Annotated in this window: 24 protein-coding genes; 11 read left to right on the top strand and 13 right to left on the bottom strand. The window is 63.7% G+C overall.

All coding sequences use genetic code 11. The features are described 5' to 3' along the window. The first annotated feature begins 215 nt into the window (after positions 1-215). Positions 216-632, top strand: a complete 417-nt coding sequence (locus BRAS3843_RS24005; protein ID WP_008971671.1) for a MucR family transcriptional regulator — start codon at positions 216-218, stop codon at positions 630-632. 5 nt (positions 633-637) lie between these two features. On the opposite strand, the gene BRAS3843_RS24000 is transcribed toward BRAS3843_RS24005, so the two are convergent. Both BRAS3843_RS24000 and BRAS3843_RS23995 read right to left on the bottom strand, forming a co-directional pair. Beyond that, entirely contained in the window at positions 638-1,063 is a 426-nt protein-coding gene (locus BRAS3843_RS24000) for a SufE family protein (protein WP_008971670.1), read from the bottom strand. A gap of 200 nt (positions 1,064-1,263) precedes the next feature. Then, positions 1,264-1,716: a DUF5330 domain-containing protein gene (locus tag BRAS3843_RS23995; protein WP_008971669.1), complete on the bottom strand. Its 453-nt coding sequence runs from the start codon at positions 1,714-1,716 to the stop codon at positions 1,264-1,266. A 380-nt stretch (positions 1,717-2,096) separates the two neighbouring features. Between BRAS3843_RS23995 and BRAS3843_RS23990 the strand changes: the two genes are divergently transcribed. From BRAS3843_RS23990 to BRAS3843_RS23980, 3 genes are all read left to right on the top strand, one after another. Then, entirely contained in the window at positions 2,097-3,914 is a 1,818-nt protein-coding gene (locus BRAS3843_RS23990) for an ATP-binding protein (RefSeq protein WP_244425455.1), read from the top strand. Next, positions 3,907-4,596, top strand: a complete 690-nt coding sequence (locus BRAS3843_RS23985; protein ID WP_008971666.1) for a peptidoglycan-binding domain-containing protein — start codon at positions 3,907-3,909, stop codon at positions 4,594-4,596. The genes BRAS3843_RS23990 and BRAS3843_RS23985 overlap by 8 nt, the downstream gene beginning before the upstream one ends. A 61-nt stretch (positions 4,597-4,657) precedes the next feature. After that, the gene (locus tag BRAS3843_RS23980) at positions 4,658-4,999 is read left to right on the top strand and encodes a DUF1491 family protein (RefSeq protein ID WP_008971665.1); all 342 of its coding nucleotides are present in this window, start codon (positions 4,658-4,660) and stop codon (positions 4,997-4,999) included. Between the two features lie 70 nt (positions 5,000-5,069). Here BRAS3843_RS23980 and BRAS3843_RS23975 read toward each other — a convergent pair whose 3' ends face one another. The 3 genes from BRAS3843_RS23975 to BRAS3843_RS23965 all read right to left on the bottom strand — a co-directional run bounded on the left by BRAS3843_RS23975 (position 5,070) and on the right by BRAS3843_RS23965 (position 6,793). After that, a complete protein-coding gene (locus BRAS3843_RS23975) occupies positions 5,070-5,366 on the bottom strand; it encodes a hypothetical protein (RefSeq protein WP_008971664.1) in 297 nt (98 codons plus the stop codon). Between the two features lie 115 nt (positions 5,367-5,481). Next, on the bottom strand, positions 5,482-6,033 hold the full coding sequence (locus BRAS3843_RS23970) for a septation protein IspZ (RefSeq protein ID WP_008971663.1): 552 nt from the start codon (positions 6,031-6,033) through the stop codon (positions 5,482-5,484). 181 nt (positions 6,034-6,214) lie between these two features. Next, the gene (locus BRAS3843_RS23965; protein WP_008971662.1) at positions 6,215-6,793 is read right to left on the bottom strand and encodes a hypothetical protein; all 579 of its coding nucleotides are present in this window, start codon (positions 6,791-6,793) and stop codon (positions 6,215-6,217) included. Positions 6,794-7,019: 226 nt separating this feature from the next. Here BRAS3843_RS23965 and BRAS3843_RS23960 point away from each other — a divergent pair, with 226 nt between their 5' ends. Next, positions 7,020-7,745 (top strand): TetR/AcrR family transcriptional regulator, encoded by a 726-nt coding sequence (locus BRAS3843_RS23960; RefSeq protein ID WP_008971661.1) that lies wholly within the window; start codon positions 7,020-7,022, stop codon positions 7,743-7,745. Positions 7,746-7,788: 43 nt separating this feature from the next. Next, the gene (locus tag BRAS3843_RS23955) at positions 7,789-8,079 is read left to right on the top strand and encodes a hypothetical protein (protein ID WP_008971660.1); all 291 of its coding nucleotides are present in this window, start codon (positions 7,789-7,791) and stop codon (positions 8,077-8,079) included. Here BRAS3843_RS23955 and BRAS3843_RS23950 read toward each other — a convergent pair. Continuing rightward, the gene (locus BRAS3843_RS23950; protein WP_244425453.1) at positions 8,076-8,888 is read right to left on the bottom strand and encodes a hypothetical protein; all 813 of its coding nucleotides are present in this window, start codon (positions 8,886-8,888) and stop codon (positions 8,076-8,078) included. The genes BRAS3843_RS23955 and BRAS3843_RS23950 overlap by 4 nt on opposite strands. On the opposite strand from BRAS3843_RS23950, the gene BRAS3843_RS23945 reads away from it, so the two are divergent. After that, complete coding sequence (locus tag BRAS3843_RS23945) at positions 8,866-9,534, top strand: SET domain-containing protein (RefSeq protein ID WP_008971658.1); 669 nt, start codon at positions 8,866-8,868, stop codon at positions 9,532-9,534. The genes BRAS3843_RS23950 and BRAS3843_RS23945 overlap by 23 nt on opposite strands. A gap of 53 nt (positions 9,535-9,587) precedes the next feature. On the opposite strand, the gene BRAS3843_RS23940 is transcribed toward BRAS3843_RS23945, so the two are convergent. Together BRAS3843_RS23940 and BRAS3843_RS23935 are read right to left on the bottom strand one after the other, a co-directional pair. After that, positions 9,588-10,205 (bottom strand): class I SAM-dependent methyltransferase, encoded by a 618-nt coding sequence (locus BRAS3843_RS23940; protein ID WP_008971657.1) that lies wholly within the window; start codon positions 10,203-10,205, stop codon positions 9,588-9,590. 96 nt (positions 10,206-10,301) lie between these two features. Next, positions 10,302-10,526, bottom strand: coding sequence for a hypothetical protein (locus BRAS3843_RS23935; protein ID WP_008971656.1), 225 nt, complete (start codon positions 10,524-10,526; stop codon positions 10,302-10,304). Between the two features lie 99 nt (positions 10,527-10,625). Here BRAS3843_RS23935 and BRAS3843_RS23930 point away from each other — a divergent pair, with 99 nt between their 5' ends. Continuing rightward, positions 10,626-11,450 (top strand): helix-turn-helix transcriptional regulator, encoded by an 825-nt coding sequence (locus BRAS3843_RS23930; protein WP_008971655.1) that lies wholly within the window; start codon positions 10,626-10,628, stop codon positions 11,448-11,450. 65 nt (positions 11,451-11,515) lie between these two features. Further along, positions 11,516-12,193, top strand: coding sequence for a DsbA family oxidoreductase (locus BRAS3843_RS23925; RefSeq protein WP_008971654.1), 678 nt, complete (start codon positions 11,516-11,518; stop codon positions 12,191-12,193). A 15-nt stretch (positions 12,194-12,208) separates the two neighbouring features. Here the strand turns inward: BRAS3843_RS23925 and BRAS3843_RS23920 are convergent, their stop codons facing one another. The 3 genes from BRAS3843_RS23920 to BRAS3843_RS23910 form a co-directional block, all read right to left on the bottom strand. Beyond that, positions 12,209-13,315 carry a GNAT family N-acetyltransferase gene (locus BRAS3843_RS23920; protein ID WP_244425454.1) on the bottom strand — a complete coding sequence of 369 codons (1,107 nt, stop codon included), beginning with the start codon at positions 13,313-13,315 and terminating at the stop codon, positions 12,209-12,211. Between the two features lie 229 nt (positions 13,316-13,544). After that, complete coding sequence (locus BRAS3843_RS23915; protein WP_008971652.1) at positions 13,545-14,594, bottom strand: HD domain-containing phosphohydrolase; 1,050 nt, start codon at positions 14,592-14,594, stop codon at positions 13,545-13,547. Positions 14,595-14,819: 225 nt separating this feature from the next. Continuing rightward, entirely contained in the window at positions 14,820-15,203 is a 384-nt protein-coding gene (locus BRAS3843_RS23910) for a hypothetical protein (RefSeq protein ID WP_008971651.1), read from the bottom strand. Between the two features lie 249 nt (positions 15,204-15,452). On the opposite strand from BRAS3843_RS23910, the gene BRAS3843_RS23905 reads away from it, so the two are divergent. Together BRAS3843_RS23905 and BRAS3843_RS23900 are read left to right on the top strand one after the other, a co-directional pair. Beyond that, positions 15,453-16,943, top strand: a complete 1,491-nt coding sequence (locus tag BRAS3843_RS23905; RefSeq protein WP_008971650.1) for a caspase family protein — start codon at positions 15,453-15,455, stop codon at positions 16,941-16,943. Between the two features lie 164 nt (positions 16,944-17,107). Next, on the top strand, positions 17,108-17,338 hold the full coding sequence (locus tag BRAS3843_RS23900) for a hypothetical protein (RefSeq protein WP_008971649.1): 231 nt from the start codon (positions 17,108-17,110) through the stop codon (positions 17,336-17,338). Between the two features lie 73 nt (positions 17,339-17,411). On the opposite strand, the gene BRAS3843_RS23895 is transcribed toward BRAS3843_RS23900, so the two are convergent. Next, positions 17,412-17,666: a PilZ domain-containing protein gene (locus tag BRAS3843_RS23895; protein WP_008971648.1), complete on the bottom strand. Its 255-nt coding sequence runs from the start codon at positions 17,664-17,666 to the stop codon at positions 17,412-17,414. 142 nt (positions 17,667-17,808) lie between these two features. Beyond that, positions 17,809-18,249, bottom strand: a complete 441-nt coding sequence (locus tag BRAS3843_RS23890) for a PaaI family thioesterase (protein WP_008971647.1) — start codon at positions 18,247-18,249, stop codon at positions 17,809-17,811. Between the last annotated feature and the right edge of the window lie 283 nt (positions 18,250-18,532).

The raw sequence follows: 18,532 nt of genomic DNA, 5'->3' as shown, positions 1-18,532 counted from the left end.
CAGCGCCGCCAGGGGATCAACGCGGCTCACGGGATCAGCGTGGCCGAGCGCGGGGCCTTGCGCTCGCGCCTCTACTTGGGCAGCTAACGGTATTCCAAGAATAATGCGATACTCTTCTTGTCACGCCTTTGGTTGTCGGCCCATAATATTGCTCGTGATGAGGTAGTTTATGGGATTCGACTGCCGTGATACTTGGGCAGCGAGGCGAGGTTCCGATGACAGAGAGCGCTGGCAAAAGCTTTATCGACCTGACGGCCAGTATTGTCTCGGCCTATCTGAGCAACAATCCGACGCCGGCGGCGGAGATCCCGAACCTGATCAGCCAGGTGCACTCCGCCTTGCAGCGGGTGGCCAACGGACGGCCGGAGGGCGCGCCCGAACCGGCGAAACCGGCTGTAGCGGTGAAGAAGTCGATTCACCCCGACTATCTGGTGTGTCTGGAGGACGGCAAGCGCTTCAAGTCGCTGCGGCGGCACCTGCGTACCCAGTACAACATGACGCCTGAGCAGTATCGCGAGAAGTGGAACCTGCCGCCGGACTATCCGATGGTCGCGCCGAACTACGCGGTCACGCGCTCGCAGCTTGCGAAGAAAATGGGGCTGGGACAGCAGCGTCCCGAGCGGGGTAAATAGCCCCCTCACGAGGCCGTGGCCAGCGCCGCGCGGGCGTCGCTGCGGATGCGCTCGACCATCGACCGCAGGCCGTTGGACCGCTGCGGAGTAAGATGCTCGCGAAAGCCGAATTCGTCGAATACCGCAGGCGCGTCAATGGCCAGAATCTCACGGGGTGTGTGCCCGGAATAAAGCGTGAGCAGGATCGCGATCAGACCGCGCACGATGTGCGCGTCGCTGTCGCCGATGTAGGTCAAGATGGGTTCCTGGCCGCTGCGTCCGATGTGCTTGGATAGCCAGACCTGGCTGACGCAGCCCTGCACCTTGTTCTCGGCCGAATGCTCGGCTTCCGACATCGGGGTCAGGGTGCGGCCGAGCTCGATCACGTACCGGTAGCGGTCGTCCCAATCGTCAAGCAGTGCGAAGTTGTCGCGGATTTCGTCGATCGTCATGATGCTCGTCATTCCCGTCTAAGCCTTTATATAGGCGACCGACAGGCTGAAAGCGATACGAGTTCCGATCGCTTGGAGCGTGATCCGGAAAAATGCGAAGCGGGTTTCCCCCGCGACAAACGCGGAACGCGTTGGCGCGGAGATCCTGCTCAATCAAAAACCTGGAGAGTGATGGCGACCTGACCCGATCCCATCGCGGTCTAGAGCGTCGGCGACAGATGCCATTCCATGGCGAGATCATCGGCCGAGAGCGTGTCGGCCGGCGCTTCGCCTGCCGGCAGTTCCTCGATCACGGGGGCGTCGATCGAGCCGGTTCGATCGGAATAGCGCTTGTCGAGATTGGCAGGCTTTTCCGGACCGATCGGCTTCTCCGGCCCGGCCTGTTTCTCGGCCTTGTCCGTGATGATCTGATAGATCTTGCGCGCGCCTTCCTGGGCGCGGTGGCCGATCACCGTGGCGGCCTGGCCGCCGACCTCGCAGGCCTGCGGCTGCCGTTTGCAGAACTGGCTCATGTCCGAGACCGCCGCCGTCGCAGCCTGCACCGCTTCCTGGGCATTGATCTGCGGCAGCTTGTCGGTTTCGGGCGTCTTTTCCCGCGGCAGCAGCACAAGCACCAGCCCGAGCCAGAACGCCATGCGAAGCAGAAAAAACATTTACGCGACCCCGACCGTCTCGCCTGATCCTGCGTTGGCTTCAGCGACGCGCCGGATCGGCAACTACCTCTTTTGATAAATCGCGACTGCTTGCATTGAGCTTAATTGGTTGAGAAATCGCGAAATCCTGCAGTGATTTTTCGATGAGTAAATATTTGCTTGATACGGACGCGCTTCCGGAGGCGCCGAACGCTTTTGCAACTATGCGCACACGGAAACTTTGCGTTCACCATCCCGGCCGAATGCCGCAGCCCGCAGGGGACGGGCCTTAGCGTTCGCTTAATGGGAGTCTGAGACGGTGACACGCGACGACAGGGGCCGTCCCGGCGCGTCCTCCTGCAGGACGACCGTTAGGCCGAGGCGCGAAAGCCGTGAGTGTGTTGAGTATCATCCGCGATTGTCTTGATGCCCTGTTGCATCCATCGGCTCGAACCGACGCGTTGACATGTGCGCGGCACCGCGCCTTCATCGCGCCGCGACTGCTGGGCAGCCTGGCCGCGTTCGCGGTGTTTCCTGCTTATCTCGCCATGCGCGGCGCACCCAGTGCGCTCGAGGTCGGGGCCTTGGCGTGGCTGATCGCACCGATTCTGCTGTCCTGGTTCCTGTCGCGCACGGGTTACTACGAAGGCGCCTACGCGCTGTCGTCGCTCGCGCTGTCGGCATTGATCATGGCCGTCGCGATCGAGACCGGCGGCATGGAGTCCTTCGCCGCGGTCTGGTTGGTCGTCATTCCGATCGAGGCTTCGCTGTCGGCCTCGCGCCGGGTGGTCGTGTTCGCAGCTTTGCTTGCGCTCGGCTGTGCCGCCGCGCTGATCCTGATCGGCGATTTCGGCTGGCTGCCACCTCCTGAAAGCAACCCTGCGCTACGTGTCAGCTTGATGGGCGTCGGTGTGGCTTCGGCCACTCTCTATGCCTCGGTGATCGCCTTTGCCGCCGATGCGCTGGCGCGCACCAGCGTTACACTGCTGTCGAGAGAAGAGGAGCGCTATCGCCTCCTGGCGCGCAACATGAGCGACGTGATCTCGCGGCATCGTCGCAACGGCGCTGTCATGTTCATCTCGCCGGCCGCGGAGTCTCTGCTTGGTGTGCCCGCGGCACAGCTTCACGAGCATGGCCTGTTCGAGCGAGTCCATGTCGCCGATCGTCCGGCCTATCTGACCGCATTGTCGGATGCGGCGCGCGGCACCGAAGTCGGCGTCGAGTTTAGGCTGCGGCGGGACACGCCGGAGGATGTGTGCGGCTCAACGCATGCCGTCGATTTCATCTGGGTCGAGATGCGCTGCCGGCCGCTTGAACGGGCGGGCTCGTCGAGCCTGGGCTCCGATGCCGAGGTCGTGGCTGTCATGCGCGACGTGACCGACCGCAAGCTGCAGGAACAGGCCTTGGACTTGGCGCGCAGTGCGGCCGAGCAGGCGGATGCGGCCAAGACGCGCTTCCTGGCGACAATGAGCCATGAGCTGCGCACGCCCTTGAACGCGATCATCGGTTTCTCCGAAATGCTGATGCAGGAGCAGGCCTTGATGCTGAACGCAGGCCGCCGTCGCGAATATTCTCAGCTGATCAACGATTCCGGCCAGCATCTGCTCTCGGTCGTGAACGGCATTCTCGACATGTCCAAGATGGAATCGGGCAATTTCGAGATTGCGCCCGAGCCGTTCGCACCGCGTGCGGCCCTGCTCAATTGCTGCAACCTTCTGGCGTTGCGCGCCCGTGAGAACGGCGTCGATCTGTCGGCCGACGCGCCGCAGGATCTGCCTGACCTGACCGGCGATCCGCGCGCTTTCAAGCAGATCGTGCTCAACCTCGTCTCCAACGCGATCAAGTTCACCGAGCGGGGCGGCAAGGTGACGGTCGCGGCTGCCGTGGAAGGCGTGCGACTGGTTCTGCGCGTGACCGATAACGGCGTCGGGATCGCCGCCGACGACCTCAAACGGATCGGCGATCCCTTCTTCCAGGCCGGCAAGACCTACCAGCGTCGGCACGAGGGAACCGGGCTTGGGCTTTCGATCGTGAAGAGTCTGGTGAACTTGCATGCCGGCGAAATGTCGATACAAAGCAAGCTCGACGAAGGGACCACGGTAACCGTGGCGTTGCCGCTCACCTTCGCGCTGCCGGATGGCGGCAAGATCACGACCCTGGCTCCGGCCGCGCGCACAGTGCAGTCCGGACAGGCGTTTCAGGTGAAGAAGAGTGCCTAGACGAGCTGGAGACGAGGACGAGACGCCGCGCCGTCGCAAGCGCGCCGCTGCCGTCGCGGTGGAAACCGCCGACGAGCGCGGCCTGTTGATGCGCGCGCTGCTTTACAGTCCCAAGGATCTGCTTGCGGGCCTGCTCGCCTGCGCCGCGGCGAGCGCCATCATCGTTAATGCAGTGTTCCTGCAGTCGGGGCCGCATCCGGCCCCCATGTTCGGCGCATTCGTGGCGATGCCGGTGCTGCCCGGTTCAAATCCATTGCCGCGTCCGCGCCCGACCGAGGCGGACATCTCGCCGTTCGACCCGAAGGCGATCGAAACGCGGCCATCTGAAGCAAAGACGGCCGAGACCAAGGTGGTCGATGCGAAAGTCGGGGAAGCCAAGGGGGATCAGAAATATTCCGATCCGCTGGCCGATCTCGTCAAGTCCGTGAGCGGCGGACAGGGGGCGACGACACGGCCGCAGCCGCCTCTGGCTCAGAGCGGCAACCCGCACCGCGTCGCCGCGATCCAACGTGCCTTGACCGAATACGGCTACGGGCAATTGAAGCCCACCGGCATGGTGGGACCGGACACCCAGGCCGCGATCCAGAAATTCGAGCGCGACCGCAAGCTGCCGGTGACGGGACAGGTCTCCGATCGCATGGTACGCGAGCTCGCGATTGTCATCGGCCATCCGATCGAATAGAGCAGGGGGCTTGTTGCGCCGCTGCCCACCGCGCGCTGATGCGCCAATCTGAAGTTCTCCGATGCGATTGAAAACCAGCATTTGGGTCGCGGCCTATCTGCGCCGCTGCCAGGCTACAGGTGCGTTCGGCGCGGTCCGCCGGCGCGGCGCCGAGGAGGCCGGTGCTGTCTTCGTCAAAGTCGCATTGATGGATGGCACGGCCATGCTGTATGTGCCGGCGCCGCAGACCGTCTATGACGACAGCCGGCCGATCGATCGCTTTTTCGTGGCGGCCTCAGCACAGCCGCTGCCGGAAGCTGACATCGAGGAGCGGCTCGCCAAAGAGCTTCGTTTCGATCCGGACGCCTGGATCATCGAGACCGAAGACAAGGAAGGTCGCCACTTCCTCGACATCGCCCGATGATCAGAAGGATCAGGACGCGAAAAGACCCGCTCACGGATGAAGCGGGCCTCTCAATCCGCCACGCGCCTGGTTAAGCCCGCGCGCCGGTAAAGGGAAAGCTGCCCATAAAGCCGATGCCCATCTCGCCTGCGATCGCATCGCCGGTGACCTTGCCCTTGAAATCGAGCGTCAGCGGCATCGGGCTCGTGATCGAGACCTTCCAGGCGACATCGTCGCCGTTCACGGTGCCCTCGAAAATCTCGGCGGAATCGCCTTCCGCGGCCTGCGTGCCGGTCAGGGTGCTGCCGGAGCTCTGCAGGCTCAAGGTCGCGGTTCGTTCGCCCATCGGCGTGTTCAGGGTCAGATTCCAGTTGCCGTCCACAGCCATCCGATCGTTCTCCTCGCGTTGCTCCTCCGGCGCCGAATCCTACTCTCGCTGTCCGGCTCGGGCGTCGTCCGGCCGCCGCTATAGCGCATCTTTGTCGATAAGCCCATTGCGGCGATCAGGCGCGGGCGGCGCGAATGCGGCTTGCGACGATCAGACGAAACGCGATCAGCTGGATCGCGAAAGCGGCGATCTTGGTCCCGCCGGCAACAACGGTGATGTAGAGCGCCCAGAGCTTGAGGTCGCCGGTCGCAGCCACCGCAATGGTGCCAATCCCGAGCGCGAGCATCAGCGCTGACCAGGCGTAGCCTGCGACCGTCACATATTCGGGGATCGTCTCGGCCACGATCGGAGGCACGTAGCGCAGCATCCAGCCACGCCGGAGCATGAAAACGGCGACCGCAAAATGAGCGATCGCCGGCTTGGCGAAGATGAAGCGGGGATCATGGGTGAGGAGGGTCGCGGCGCCGAGCACGACCACGAGCCCCAGGCTCGCATAGGTCATGAAGGGCAGCGACCGGCCTTTCAGCCGTGCATGGATCACCTGCGCGATTGCGGTTGCGATCGCGACTGATGTCGCCAGCACGACGCTGTCGGTGACGAGATACACGGCGAGAAAGATCAGGGCAGAGAGAAAATCGGTCGCCAGCCTGACGAAAACGTCCTTCATCGTCGCGTCCTGTGATTGGGCTTGCTTTGCAGCTTGAGTTCCAGCACCAACATCCGTTGCTTCCGAAGCAGGCCACCCTAGCGGATGTTGCTACCAAAGAACATTGGCCAAGCTCTTGCAGTGATTAGAATGTTTGGATGTGCGGTTGATGGCGAGGCGCCGCGGGACTTGAAGCAGAACATCAAATTTGCTGCGCAAGCCCGGTCGCCGCTTGGGCTTGTTCCTTCAAGCGCCGATAGGCCGGATACCATCTGGTGAAATAGAGGGCACTGTTGCGGGCGGCAATGGCGATTGCAAGCCCACTCCAGTAGGGCAGGCCCGGCACGTAGAGGGTCATCAGATTGCCGACGATCATCAGGGCCGCCGCCAGGGTCCAGGCTCCGGTGATGACGTAATTGGCCTGCAGGAAGCCTGGCATGGCGGCGGTTTCCGCAGGCACCGACTCGATCGCATATTGCAGCGTGAACGGCGTCCGCAGCAGCATGGAGCCGAGTGAAAGCGCAAAAATGCCGCCGTCGACAGTGAGCCGCACGGTCGAGGAGCTGATCGCAGGATTGATCCAGGCGGCGTAGCAGGCGAGGGCCGTGAAGAGAACCGCCGATCCCGCGCCCAGGATCTTGATCGAGCGGCCGCGGCTGGCGTCGAGCGCCACCACCGCAAAGCAAAGCACCGCGCCCACCGCGAGGCTGAGCGTCGCGGATGCGACCATCAGCAGCGCGGCGTAGACACCGTAGGGCGCAAGGATCAGGAAAATCGCCATGAATGGCCCCTCCAGAGCCAATCTTTACACTGGAAAGATAGATAGCGCCTGTCTCTGTTGATCGTCAAGTCGAATCTTGACGGTGTCAAAATAATGTGAGTGCAGGAACGAAACGCTGCGGCACAGCGCCTATGGCCGTGTGCCGGATCAATCCTTCGAGTCAACAAACCGGGCGCGCGCAACACCATATCTTTACAGTGTCAAAATGATGCTATATGATACCTTGATGACACGGAAGCCCGAGCCCACCAAAGCACGCAATCGCCGCAACCACACAGCTCCCGCGCGGACGCCACGGCCGCGCCGTAACGCTCGCCCAAGCGGCGCGGGAGAGGCTGCGACGCCCTATCATCATGGCGCCTTGCGGGATGCGCTCCTGCAAGCCGCCGAGCGGGTGCTGGAGCGAGACGGGCTTGCCGGGCTCACCTTGCGGGCCGTGGCCCGCGAGGCCGGCGTGTCCCATGCGGCTCCGGCGCATCATTTCGGCGATTTGACCGGGCTCGTGAGCGAGCTCGCCGCGATCGGCTTTCGCCGCTTCAACGCCGCGATGAAGGCTGCGGGTGAGGGCGCAATCGCGCCCGCGGACAAGGGGCCGGCGCGCGCCCGCGCCTATGTCGCCTATGCGCAGGCCAATCCCGGCATGTATGGGTTGATGTTTCGGACCGAGCGTCTGGATTACACGCGGCCCTCGCTGCACGATGCGGCAACAGCCTCTTTTGCCGGACTGGCGGGGGCTATCAGCGCCGAGCGCAATGAGCCGATTGCCGAGGAACGCCTGTCGCTGGAGCAGGCTGCGGCGATCGCGCGGGCCTGGTCGCTGGTGCATGGTTACACCATGCTGCTGCTCGAGGGCCGGCTCGTCGACATCCTGCGTCGCGCACCGGCGGGGACAACGGCCGAAACATTGTTGGATGCGATGCTGAAGACCACGATCGGCCGCCCGCATCCGTAAGCTGCAGGGGCGAAACCTGAGCAGCCCTCATGCGTTGATGCGCATGGCACGAACTCCCCGCGCTCCCTGGAAGAAAGCAAATCCGCGCAAGCGCGCCGGCAAGGCGCCGACGCATCTCTCCTCGGCCGAAAAATCGGCCGCCAAACGCAGCGCCAAGCGGGCAGGGCGGCGCTATCCCAATCTGGTGGACAACATGCGCGTCGCTGCGAAGAAGGCACGCAAGACCAAGACCAGTGGCAGGAAGCGCGCTGCGACGTCATCGCCGCGCGCTCGCCTCTCCAAGCGCTCGACCGTACGCAAAAGCAGCGCACGGAAGAGCGCGTCGGACCGCTAGTGCTGCATGGCCAGCTCGACTGCACGCCCGCGATTGCCGACGATCTTGACCTGATCCTTGCCGCATTCGAAGCCCTGCGCGATCTGGTCGGCGGCCTGACGGGCAAGGTCATTGGCATCAGGATTGGCTGCGGTGTCGATATAGGCGACATGGCAGACCGGGCCAGGCGACAGCCGCGTCACGATCAAGAGCGATTTGTCCCGCGGGTGCCCCGCTTTGTCCTGATCGGACTGGTCGGCGATCTGCCAGCGCTGGATCAGCGCGAACGGCTCGCTGCCGGCCATGCGCCATTCGACCCGGGGGGAGGCTGAACTGAACGGCGCGAACCAGGTCCGCGCGGCCGGCTGTCCGGCGGCTTCGTCACGATTGCGACCGGCCGAGACCGTCTCTCGCAAATCATCGACATTCACCGATACGACAAGGCCGGCCTTGCCGCGACAGATGCGCGAGGCGTGCTCGTCTGCGTCCTTCTTACCTTCTGCGCTCCAACAGTTGGCCGCGGCCGTGGTGGAGTAGGTGCTGCCGAACACAGGCTGGGCGATCGCCCTGTCCATGCAGGCGGGAACGCACATGAGCGCGGCAAAGGACGCGTTCAAGGCTGCAAAAACGGCTGATGGCTTGCGACGGTTTCTCATGGCCTGCTTGAGACCTCCAACTTTTGTCTTTTGTTCGACGTGCTCAAGTTGGGGACGAGGCGATAAAGCGTCCGGAAGGACCTGACTTTGCCCAGAATTTGTCTTAGAACGACGGGCTTGCGACGTCGTCACCTGCCAACACACTCCCATCATGCCTGTCATCTCGTCGAACAAACCTTACCGCATCGGCCGGTCCAAGACCGGTCTTGGCCTGTTCGCCACCAAGCCGATCAAGAAGGGTGAGAAGATCATCCGGTATTTCGGGCCGCTCCTGGACACCAAGAAGGAGGAGGACGATGCGGTCGAGAACAAATATCTGTTCGAGCTCGACAAGCGCTGGACCATCGACGGATCGGTCCGCGAGAACATCGCCCGCTATATCAATCATTCCTGCCGGCCGAACGCCGAATCCGACGTCAAGCCGCGCAAGAAGAAAATCTTCATCCGCGCCATCAAGAACATCGAGCCGGGCGAGGAGATCAACTACGATTACGGAACCGACTACTTCAAGGCCTACCTGAAGCCGATCGGCTGCAAATGCGAGGGTTGCGAACGGAAGCGCAAGAAGAAGCGCGCCGAGGCGCGGGCGGAGCGGATCAGGCTGAAGGAGAAGGAAGAACGGAAGGCCAAGCGCAAGGCCGAGAAGTCGGTAAAGGGTGGCTCGCGCGCCAAGGTCAAGCCGAGGGTCAAGTCCACGGTCAAGACCACGACCCATGGAAAGGCCGGAACCAAGCCGACAACCAAGGCCAGGCGCGGCCTCAACAGCGGCGTCAGACGGAGCAAGGGGCCCTCACTCAACGAACAGGCCCAGGCGGCCTGATCCAGAGGGCGCCAGCGCCTGAGGTCGGCGCGCACGCGTCGCTTGCGCTCTCGTCAGGGCGCCTTGACGAAGCCAAGCGTCGTCCAGGTCACGCCGGCGGCCTGGTTCCTCGCGTCTCTCGAAACGGCATGCTCGTTGAAGACGAGCGTCATGTTTTGCGATCCCGCCAGTACGATGATCTCGTCGTCTGCGACCTCGAACATGCGCCGACCCGGCGGCACCGGCCCGTGACGCAAGCGCATGATCAGGCAGCCGCCGGCCGCAATTCGGCTCGCAATGTTCGGCATCGCCTGCGCGCGCTGTTCGGCATCGAGATGCATGAACACGGCGGTCAGCATCACCAGATCGAAGCTCTCCGCCCGCGCGCGTAGCGCCGCAAGTTCCGGCAGGCTGTCATCGATCCAGATAATGGCCGGCGAGGGATGCAGCGCCATCGCCCGCAGCCGCAATGTGTCAGTCGGCTCGACCGCGACTACCTGATGGCCCAGTCCAGCCAGCCAGGCGGCATCGCGGCCGGTGCCCGCGCCGATGTCCAGCACGCGGGCCGGGGGCTTCGGCATGAGGTGCAGCACGGCACGATGTAGATCCTGCGCGGGATGGCTTTCGTAGCGGACGAAGAGATCGTCCGCTTCCTCGGCATAGCCCTCCGTCCCGCTCACCCGATCTGCCACGGCAATCCCTCGCGCTGTCCCGCGGACTCTATCCCCGGAACGATGCGCGCGCACCGCCGAAATCATGATCATCCCCGCGGTTTGCGGCTTTCGTGTTCAGCGCAGCCATGACTGCAGACGACGAGACAGACGTCGTGCTCGCAACGTCTTGACCGCTCTGGTCTCGAAGGCCTGCACATGTGCAAATACGAGGCTGCCGGTCGCGGCAACCAATGGCTCCGGCATGTTGAGCGAGCGCGCCAACAGCCAGGTGGCAAATCCAGTCAACCATTCCAGGATCGCGGAAGGGGGACGTGCGTCGGGGCCGGCCGGCGTGCTCATACTCATCTCCTTGGACGCGAAGATGATCCGGCGGGCGAGGCAATTCGATTACCTGGTGCGTAATGGAAGCCCTGACATCCGCGTGATAGGTTTCTCGGCATGAACGCACATGCATCTGCGGCGCGCGCCGACCGCGCCACCCCCGTTCATGTCGGCGAACATTTGCGGCAATGGCGGCAGCGGCGTCATCTCAGCCAGCTCGATCTCGCGCTGGATGCGGAGATTTCGGCCCGGCATTTGAGCTTCGTCGAAACCGGCCGCGCCGCGCCCTCGCGCGACATGGTCCTCAAACTGGCGGAGCGATTGGACGTGCCGCTTCGAGATCGCAACGTGCTTCTGGTCGCCGCCGGCTACGCGCCGGCGTTCCCGCAACGGCCGCTCGATGATCCCGCGCTCACGGCGGCGCGTGCGGCGATCGATCTGGTCCTGAAGGCCCATGAGCCCAATCCAGCCCTGGCGGTGGACCGGCATTGGAATCTCGTCTCGGCCAACCGCATGGTGGCGGCGCTGCTCGCCGGTGTTCCGCAACGGCTCCTGGGATCTCCGGTCAACGTCCTGCGCCTTGCCTTCCATCCCGAAGGGCTGGCGCCCCGCACCGTCAACCTGGCCGAATGGTGCGGCCATCTGCTCGAACGGCTGCATCGTCAATGCGAGGCGACCGCCGATCCCGAGCTGGTTAAGCTCTATCAGGAGCTGAAGACCTATCCGATTCCGGCGCGACTAGGCCCGCCGGCAACCAATGACATCGCGATCCCCTTGAGACTGCGGCATGGCGAGCAAGAAGAGGTGCTGAGCTTCTTGTCGACCACCATGGTATTCGGCACGCCCGTCGACATCACGCTATCGGAACTGGCGCTGGAGACCTTCTTTCCCGCGGACGAACTGACTGCCGCGCGGTTGCGCGAGATCGCCGCCAACCTCTAGGCTTCGCTTGCGCTGGGCTCAAGGCGGCTTATCTTGGGCGGACCGTCGCGACCAGAGGATCCGCCATGAGCACGTCACCGAGCAGCGTGAAGCCGCTGGTCATCGACATCGTCTCCGATGTCGTCTGCCCGTGGTGCTATATCGGCAAGCATCGGATCGAGCAGGCTCTGGAGCTGGTGCCCGACGTTCCGGTCGAGGTGCATTGGCGGCCATTCTTCCTCAATCCCTGGGTGCCGCGGGAAGGCATCAGTCGCGAGCAATATCTCACGACAAAGTTCGGCTCGGTCGAAGCCTATCAAGGCATTGCCGGTCGCGTGGTCGCGGCTGCGGAGCAGGAGGGGCTGAGCTATCGTCCCGATCGGGTCGCGCGCCAGCCCAACACGATCGACTGCCACCGCCTCATTCACTGGGCCGAGGCGGTCGGCAAGGCGGCAGAGATGAAGCAGCGCCTGATGGAATTGTATTTCCGCGATGGCGGCGATCTCACCGACGTCAACGTGCTGGTGCAGGCGGCGGCCGATTGCGGGCTTGATGGTGACGATGTGCGCCGTCGTCTCGCCACCGACGAGGATGTCGCCCTGGTTTCAGCGCAGGCGCAGGAGGCGGCCGAGAAGGGCATCTCCGGCGTGCCGACCTATGTGTTCGCGCAAAAATACGCCGTCTCCGGTGCGCAGGATCCGCAAATGCTGGCCCGCGCCATCCGCCAGGTCTCGGCGGAGGTGAACGCAGAGGCGGCGGAGTAGCTGCAGCGCAAGAGGCTAGCGCGTTCGCAGGCCACGCGGGATGTGGACGCCGCGGCGAGCCACATCCAGCGCATTGCGGCGCGCGGCGAGCGTAGCGTGGATCAGCTCCACGAGCGGATCGCGGGCGCGCAACGGCAGTAGCACATCGCCGATCGCAAGCCGGCCTCGCCAGATCGGATTGATCATCGGATGGTCGGGCGCGGCCGTGGAGTCGGCCGAGGCGATCGCGGGATCGGCGCAGAGATGCCGAGTGAGCGCGATTGTGAGCTGCACGCCCGGGGAGTATTTTGCGTAGCGCTCGTCGACGCCAAGCTTGAAGAAGAAGGCGCGGCTCTGATGCCGCAGCACGACGCCCGAGGCAACGGCCGTATCGCCGCTGCGCAGGGTCACGACCTCGCACTGGTTGTTGGCGGCGAGCGCGGGTGCGGCGCGGCGGATGAAGGCGGCGTCGCCTTCGTGCTGGATCAGCGCAGTGCCGCGCCGGCCTTTCCAGCCGCTGGCTTCCAGCTCCAGGAAGGCTTCCAATGCGAGCGCGACCTGACGCGGCGTGCGCGCGATATCAAAGCTGACCGGGCCATGCTCGGCCAGCCGATGCCGCTGCCGCCGCAACTCCTTCAGCTTCTTGGGTCCCAGCGCATCGCGCAGCATGTCATCGCCGTCGCCGGTCGCCTCAAGGCATGCGCGCGAATAGGATTGGAGCACACGCGGTTCCAGACCCTCGCGGGCAAGCGTAGAGGTGATCGCCTGCATGACAGCGCCTTCGAGAGCCACGTCGCGCAGCAGCAGCGCCCGCGCGCCGGCCTGCCGGGCCGCCCGGAGAAGCTGCGCGACGGCAGGTTCCGCAAGGTCGCGATCGACCAGCGGTGTGCACAACGTGCCATAGGGGTGGCCGCTAACCAGCGCAGGCAATGGCACTTTGTACGCGCGCCACAACGAGGTGACGGGCATCAACCCGATCAGGCGCGCGGGCGGGCCGTCGTTCCAAACGCACAGCGCCGACGTACCGGTCCGGCCGCGCGCGGAGGCGTTCACTGCGGCTTCCCAGTCGGGGAGGTAATAGCCATTCGGCTCCAGCGCGCGATCACAAAGTGCGCCCCAATCGCCGAGCGGGATGGCGTCCAGCTGTACGAGGCTATGCGCCGGGCCAGAGGTCAGGCGCACGGCTCGCGCATCGGCACGCGCGTCACCGCAAGCGATCGTTCGATCGATGATCTCGGCCACGTCTTAGAATCCTCATGCAAACCACATCGGCCTTCTGGCGATGCTACCGCAAAGTTCGCAAAAGGGACTTGCAGGCTGCCGGCAATTTGAGCGGCAGTGTTAACCTTCGGTTCGCGAGGCGAGCTAGGGCCTATCTGACGAGCGCGACAGGTCGGAAAGCGCCGATCAACGGCTTCTCCAGCTTTCCTTCCATGCTCTCGAGGATCTCATAGGCCTTCTCACGCGGCATCACCGGCCGGTAGCTGCGATGTTCAATAAGGGCCGCGAAGATATCCGAGATCGTCAGAATCCGAGTCAGGTCCGAGATGCTGTCGCCGTACAGCCCGTCCGGATAGCCGCTACCATCGAGATACTCGTGGTGATGCCTCACCGCGTCGAGTGTCTCGGCCGTGATCGCGGCATTGGCCTTGAGCGCATCGTAGCCGGCGGCAGGGTGGGTCTCGATCAGAGTGCGCTCCTGGACGTTGAGGCTTCCCGGCTTATCGAGGATGGTCAGTGGAATCTTCGCCTTGCCGATATCGTGGAACATCGCGGCCATATAGAGCCGTTCGAGGTCGCTGTTCGGAACGCCGAGGCTCAAGCCGAAATCGACGGTGACGCCGGTCACCAGCAGGCAGTGCTGATAGGTGCCCTCGTGATGGCGACGAACCGTCGCAAGCCAGTCGGCGAGCCCATTTTCGGCGATGCAGTCGGCGATGCGCCTGCCGGCACGGCGGGTCTCATCGACGTCGATCTCGGCGCCGCTCAGCACGGAGCCGAACATCGATGCGATGCAGGCGGCTCCGGCAAACGCGGCCTGACGGCCACCGTCCTGCGTGATGCTCGGTCCCAGCGACGAGGACCGCAGATCGAGGAGCTTACCCAAGAGCTGGTTGCGGTTGGGCGTGCTGGACATCACGCTGGTGGCGCCGAGCGCATAGGCCTGAACGGTCGACAGGCGAGACTTGTGATCGGTGAGGAATATCCGCTTCGGGATGCGCGAGAGCTGATCGGAAACCTCTTTCAGCGCTGTTATGTTGGAGACGTTGCGCAGATCCGCGGCGACGACCACCGCGTCAACGTCGCGGCCGCTCATACGCGCGTCGTCAAGCATTTCGGAGGTGAGCGAAAAGCGCTCTTCCAGCATGCCGCGGAGCACCGCCAGCTTGGCTATGTCGTCGCCCACGAGATGAACGTTCATGAAAAACCCGAAACCGCAATCATCCGCTTTTGATATTCGGCGATGAAGATGCTGAAGAATCGTTAAATTTGCGCGCGTCCTTGAATCATCGGGCGGCCGTCCGCATTAGCTGGAAAATAACTAATAACGGTCACTGCCGTCTAAAACGGTATTTTTGTAAGCCTAAATCGAAACACATTGGGTGCCGCTGGTCGAAAACGCCACGGTCGATCGGTGTGTTTCATCCTATTTGGTCACCATAATGGAAGTGTAATGTTCGGATACGCAATTGTCTTCATTACCGACGCGGCGGCGATCCTTGATCTCGCCCTCGGCAATGGTGAGCCGGTAGGTCTGCGACCCCAACGGGGTGCCGGTTGCCGAGGTCAGGTCGGCTCGAACGCAGGCGGTCCAGCCGTCGCCGCGGACCGCGCGGTGCGGCTCCGAGACCCGCATGTTGCGCGGATAGGATGTGGCGAGAAAGACCTTGTCCAGGTTGGCGCGGACCAGACGTTCGACATCGGGGGCTGGCTCAGGAGGCGGCTGGTCGGGTGCTTTGGCGCGCATGAATTCTGGGAGCGACGCGTGAGGATCGGCGGCGCATCCCGTGACCGTCAACGCCACGGCCATCATCAGCACCGAACGAGATACAACTGACTGCATTGGCAACCTGGCCCACACCTCGGGCACAGAATATTCGCGATCGCGGCAAAGACCGGCCGCGGCGGATCAACATTTGCTGATCACAGCCCGTTTCGCGCTCATGCTTTCTCTCGTGCCGGCGACAGCCGGCGAGCCGATGATCGCCGCATGCCGCAATGAACCGGGGCAGGAATCCGCCCGACAAATGCTCAAGCGAGGATCGTCAAGGAGATCGCCATGTTCCGCCGCATCCTGTGTGCCGCATTGTTAGCCGGCGGATTGTTGGCCAGTACGAGCCCGGTGAGGGCCGAAAACCGGCTGGCGCTGGTGATCGGCCAATCGGCCTATCGCGTCGTCACGGCGCTGCCAAATCCGGCCAATGACGCCAAAGCCATGGCGCAATTGCTGGGCGATGCTGGCTTCGAGGTCACCGCAGCTGCCGATCTGTCGCAGCGCGATCTCAACCGGCTGGTCGGCGATTTCGCCGCCAGGATCGCCGCGAAGGGGGCGGACACGGTTGCGCTGGTGTTCTATGCCGGCCACGGACTGCAGATCGATGGCGAGAACTATCTGATCCCGGTTGATATCGATCCGCAGCGCGAGGCCGACATTCCGCTGCAGGCGGTGCGGCTCAACGACGTGCTCAATACTTTGAACTCGGTGCCGAGCCGGATGCGCATCCTGTTGCTCGATGCTTGCCGCAACAATCCATTCCCCGCGATCAATAGCACCGCGGGCCACGGGCTTGCGCTGGTAGATACCAAGACCGGTGCGCCCGGCACGTTCCTGTCCTACTCGACCTCGCCCGGCGCGGAGGCTGAGGATGGCAGCGGCGCCAACAGCCCGTATACGACGGCGCTGCTCCAGGCGGCGCGTGAGCCGGGCCTGCCGATCGAAGAGGCGTTCAAGCGGGTGCGCGTTGCCGTCAACAAGGTGACCGAAGGCCGTCAGACACCCTGGGATTCGTCCTCCCTGACGGAAGATTTCCGCTTCATCGCCACCAGCGATCCCGCTGCGGCGAATGCCGGACCGCGGCCCGTTGCTGTCAAGCGCACCGTGGAGGAATGGAAGCGGACGTTGCAGGGCAAGCCGACCGAACTCGCGCATGAGATGATCGTCGGTGACGGCAGCGTTGCAGCCTACGAGGCCTTCGTTGCACTTTACACCGCGCCACCCTACGGGCCGGAGGCCCGCGCCTGGCTTGATCTTCATGACAGGATGGCAGCGTGGAACGAGGCCGTGCTGATCAATACGGTCGCGTCCTATCAGGCGTTCCTCGACCGTTATCCTGATAGCGATCTGACGCTGACCGCGCGCAAGCTGATCGAGCGCTTGCGCAACCGTCCCGTCCTCATGCGGGTCGCAGCTGTGAGCAGCGCGCCGGCTGTACCGGCTGCGCAGGGTGCTCCGTCGATCGCGCCGACCAACGCGGCGATCGGGCCGACCTGTCCGTGCTCGGCTCCGACGCCCGGAAACAAAGAGACAAAGAAGGTTGAAGAGAAACCGACAAAGAAGCGCGACTCTGATCCGCCCAGGCGCGCCGGCCGTCCTCCGCATGTCCGCGATTTCGACGATGTCGTGGTCTATGAGCCGCCGGTTCGCCCCTATTACGGTCCGCCTGTTGGTGTGCCTCCGGTCGGCATCGGCATCGGGATTGGGATCGGCGGTGGATATGGCGGCGGTTACACGCGTGGCCCCGCGAATTTTCCCGGCCGGCGTGGCTATTAAGTGAACGGGTGTGCGATGAAGGCGGGCGTCCGGAACGGACGACCTCCTTTTTGAATGGCTTCAGCTTGAATGGCTTCAGCCCTGCGGATCACGATCGCGCAATTTGCCATTGCCCCTGCCGCGGCTGTGGGTAAGTTCGTCCGCGAACGAGGCTGGAGCGTGCGATGAGAATCCTGCTGATTGCGGTGCTGATCGGACTTGTTGCCTGGCCGGCCCAGGCGCAGATGGGTGGCAGACGCTCTCGCGGCGACGACCAGCGCAGCGGCGAGCTGAAGAAGCCTCAGATCGACGAAAAGGCCTATAAGGCGGCACTCGAGAAAATCCCCGAGCCGAAGGAAAAATATGATCCTTGGAGCGGGGCGCGACCGACACAGCCGGACAAGAAGCAGAAGTAACCAGACAAGGACACCGCGCCTCAGGGAGCAGCCGGCCAGCCGATGCTGACCGGCGCGTCGGCCATCCAGACCCTCAGTCGAACTCGATCCCGATCCGCTTGTCGTGGCTCCAAACGGCGTGGCAGCGCCGGGTGAATTTATCAGCCGGAATCACGAGCGTGAAGATCTCGGGCAGGCCGACCGGGTTCACGACTTCAACCCGGGCTCCGGTGTCCGAAATATTACGGACCATGCAATCGACCGCGCCGCCGCCGTCGAATGCGAGCCTGCCTTGTTTGAGCACCCGGTGGCGTTGGGCCGTTCGTTTATCGCTTGTCGTGTCGCTCATGGCCGTTACTCGATGACTGATCGCACCGCCTTCACATCAAAATGTACCGAAAAAGTACCGCTAAACCGTTTCACCGTGATGAATGCGGTACCGTTCAGCGGCGCCGTCACGTTCATATGCCGTTAACGACGATGCTCCCGCCTCACAGCATGGCGAATGCGCTCGAGACCATCGCGACCGGCCTGGCATCGGCTGCACTTGTCAGCGTCACGCGACCGAAGCTCATGGTCCGGCCGAGGCGCACGACCCGCGCATCGGCGAGCACGTCGGAGGAGGCCACGGCACGCATAAAATGCGTGGTCTGGTCGACCGTCGTCATCGGTCGATAGCCGCGATTGGCGGCGACCATCGCAATCACCATCGCCGTGTCCGCGAACGCCATGAGAGCCTGTCCGCAGACCACGCCATTGTCGCGGCAGAGCCGTTCGGAGAAGGGCAGGCGCAGCACCGCGCCGGGCTCTTGCCCCTCCGTAAGCACGATGCTTTCGACCGAGAGCGCAAGCTCCTTGATCCAGGGCGCGAACACGTCGTCGAGGATGCGTCGTGCGGCCTCGATGCTGAAAGCGGGGCTGTCTTCTGCCATGAACGTGCGATCCTCCCGTTTATGATGGGGTAGTCGAGACGGCGGGATCGGACAAGGATGCCGCAGGTGCTCGGCTTGAAAACGCCGGAGTTGTCACCCTATGATGCCGCCCTATGCGGGGACCGCACGCGAGAGGACGTCGCGAAGCGTGGTTGTATCTGTTTGTTTCCGTTGTCCCTGTCAGCCAGGGGTCCCAGGGTGTTGCTGCACCCGATGCGGATCGGCTGACACGGACGGAACCGAGCAGATCGGACGATCCCCAAGGATTGGGCGCGCGCTTGGC

Origin of the sequence: Bradyrhizobium sp. STM 3843 (assembly GCF_000239815.1) — a bacterium.
Classification (GTDB): Bacteria; Pseudomonadota; Alphaproteobacteria; order Rhizobiales; family Xanthobacteraceae; genus Bradyrhizobium.
Note: the sequence above shows the minus strand (reverse complement) of the source record. Positions and strands in the feature narration are given on the sequence as shown.

Bases quoted from the DNA above. Each gene is read 5' to 3' on its own strand.
- BRAS3843_RS24005 (WP_008971671.1), top strand. From the start codon at position 216: ATGACAGAGAGCGCTGGCAAAAGCTTTATCGACCTGACGGCCAGTATT.
- BRAS3843_RS24000 (WP_008971670.1), bottom strand. From the start codon at position 1,063: ATGACGATCGACGAAATCCGCGACAACTTCGCACTGCTTGACGATTGG.
- BRAS3843_RS23995 (WP_008971669.1), bottom strand. From the start codon at position 1,716: ATGTTTTTTCTGCTTCGCATGGCGTTCTGGCTCGGGCTGGTGCTTGTG.
- BRAS3843_RS23980 (WP_008971665.1), top strand. From the start codon at position 4,658: ATGCGATTGAAAACCAGCATTTGGGTCGCGGCCTATCTGCGCCGCTGC.
- BRAS3843_RS23975 (WP_008971664.1), bottom strand. From the start codon at position 5,366: ATGGCTGTGGACGGCAACTGGAATCTGACCCTGAACACGCCGATGGGC.
- BRAS3843_RS23970 (WP_008971663.1), bottom strand. From the start codon at position 6,033: ATGAAGGACGTTTTCGTCAGGCTGGCGACCGATTTTCTCTCTGCCCTG.
- BRAS3843_RS23965 (WP_008971662.1), bottom strand. From the start codon at position 6,793: ATGGCGATTTTCCTGATCCTTGCGCCCTACGGTGTCTACGCCGCGCTG.
- BRAS3843_RS23960 (WP_008971661.1), top strand. From the start codon at position 7,020: ATGACACGGAAGCCCGAGCCCACCAAAGCACGCAATCGCCGCAACCAC.
- BRAS3843_RS23955 (WP_008971660.1), top strand. From the start codon at position 7,789: ATGGCACGAACTCCCCGCGCTCCCTGGAAGAAAGCAAATCCGCGCAAG.
- BRAS3843_RS23945 (WP_008971658.1), top strand. From the start codon at position 8,866: ATGCCTGTCATCTCGTCGAACAAACCTTACCGCATCGGCCGGTCCAAG.
- BRAS3843_RS23935 (WP_008971656.1), bottom strand. From the start codon at position 10,526: ATGAGCACGCCGGCCGGCCCCGACGCACGTCCCCCTTCCGCGATCCTG.
- BRAS3843_RS23930 (WP_008971655.1), top strand. From the start codon at position 10,626: ATGAACGCACATGCATCTGCGGCGCGCGCCGACCGCGCCACCCCCGTT.
- BRAS3843_RS23925 (WP_008971654.1), top strand. From the start codon at position 11,516: ATGAGCACGTCACCGAGCAGCGTGAAGCCGCTGGTCATCGACATCGTC.
- BRAS3843_RS23915 (WP_008971652.1), bottom strand. From the start codon at position 14,594: ATGAACGTTCATCTCGTGGGCGACGACATAGCCAAGCTGGCGGTGCTC.
- BRAS3843_RS23910 (WP_008971651.1), bottom strand. From the start codon at position 15,203: ATGGCCGTGGCGTTGACGGTCACGGGATGCGCCGCCGATCCTCACGCG.
- BRAS3843_RS23905 (WP_008971650.1), top strand. From the start codon at position 15,453: ATGTTCCGCCGCATCCTGTGTGCCGCATTGTTAGCCGGCGGATTGTTG.
- BRAS3843_RS23900 (WP_008971649.1), top strand. From the start codon at position 17,108: ATGAGAATCCTGCTGATTGCGGTGCTGATCGGACTTGTTGCCTGGCCG.
- BRAS3843_RS23895 (WP_008971648.1), bottom strand. From the start codon at position 17,666: ATGAGCGACACGACAAGCGATAAACGAACGGCCCAACGCCACCGGGTG.
- BRAS3843_RS23890 (WP_008971647.1), bottom strand. From the start codon at position 18,249: ATGGCAGAAGACAGCCCCGCTTTCAGCATCGAGGCCGCACGACGCATC.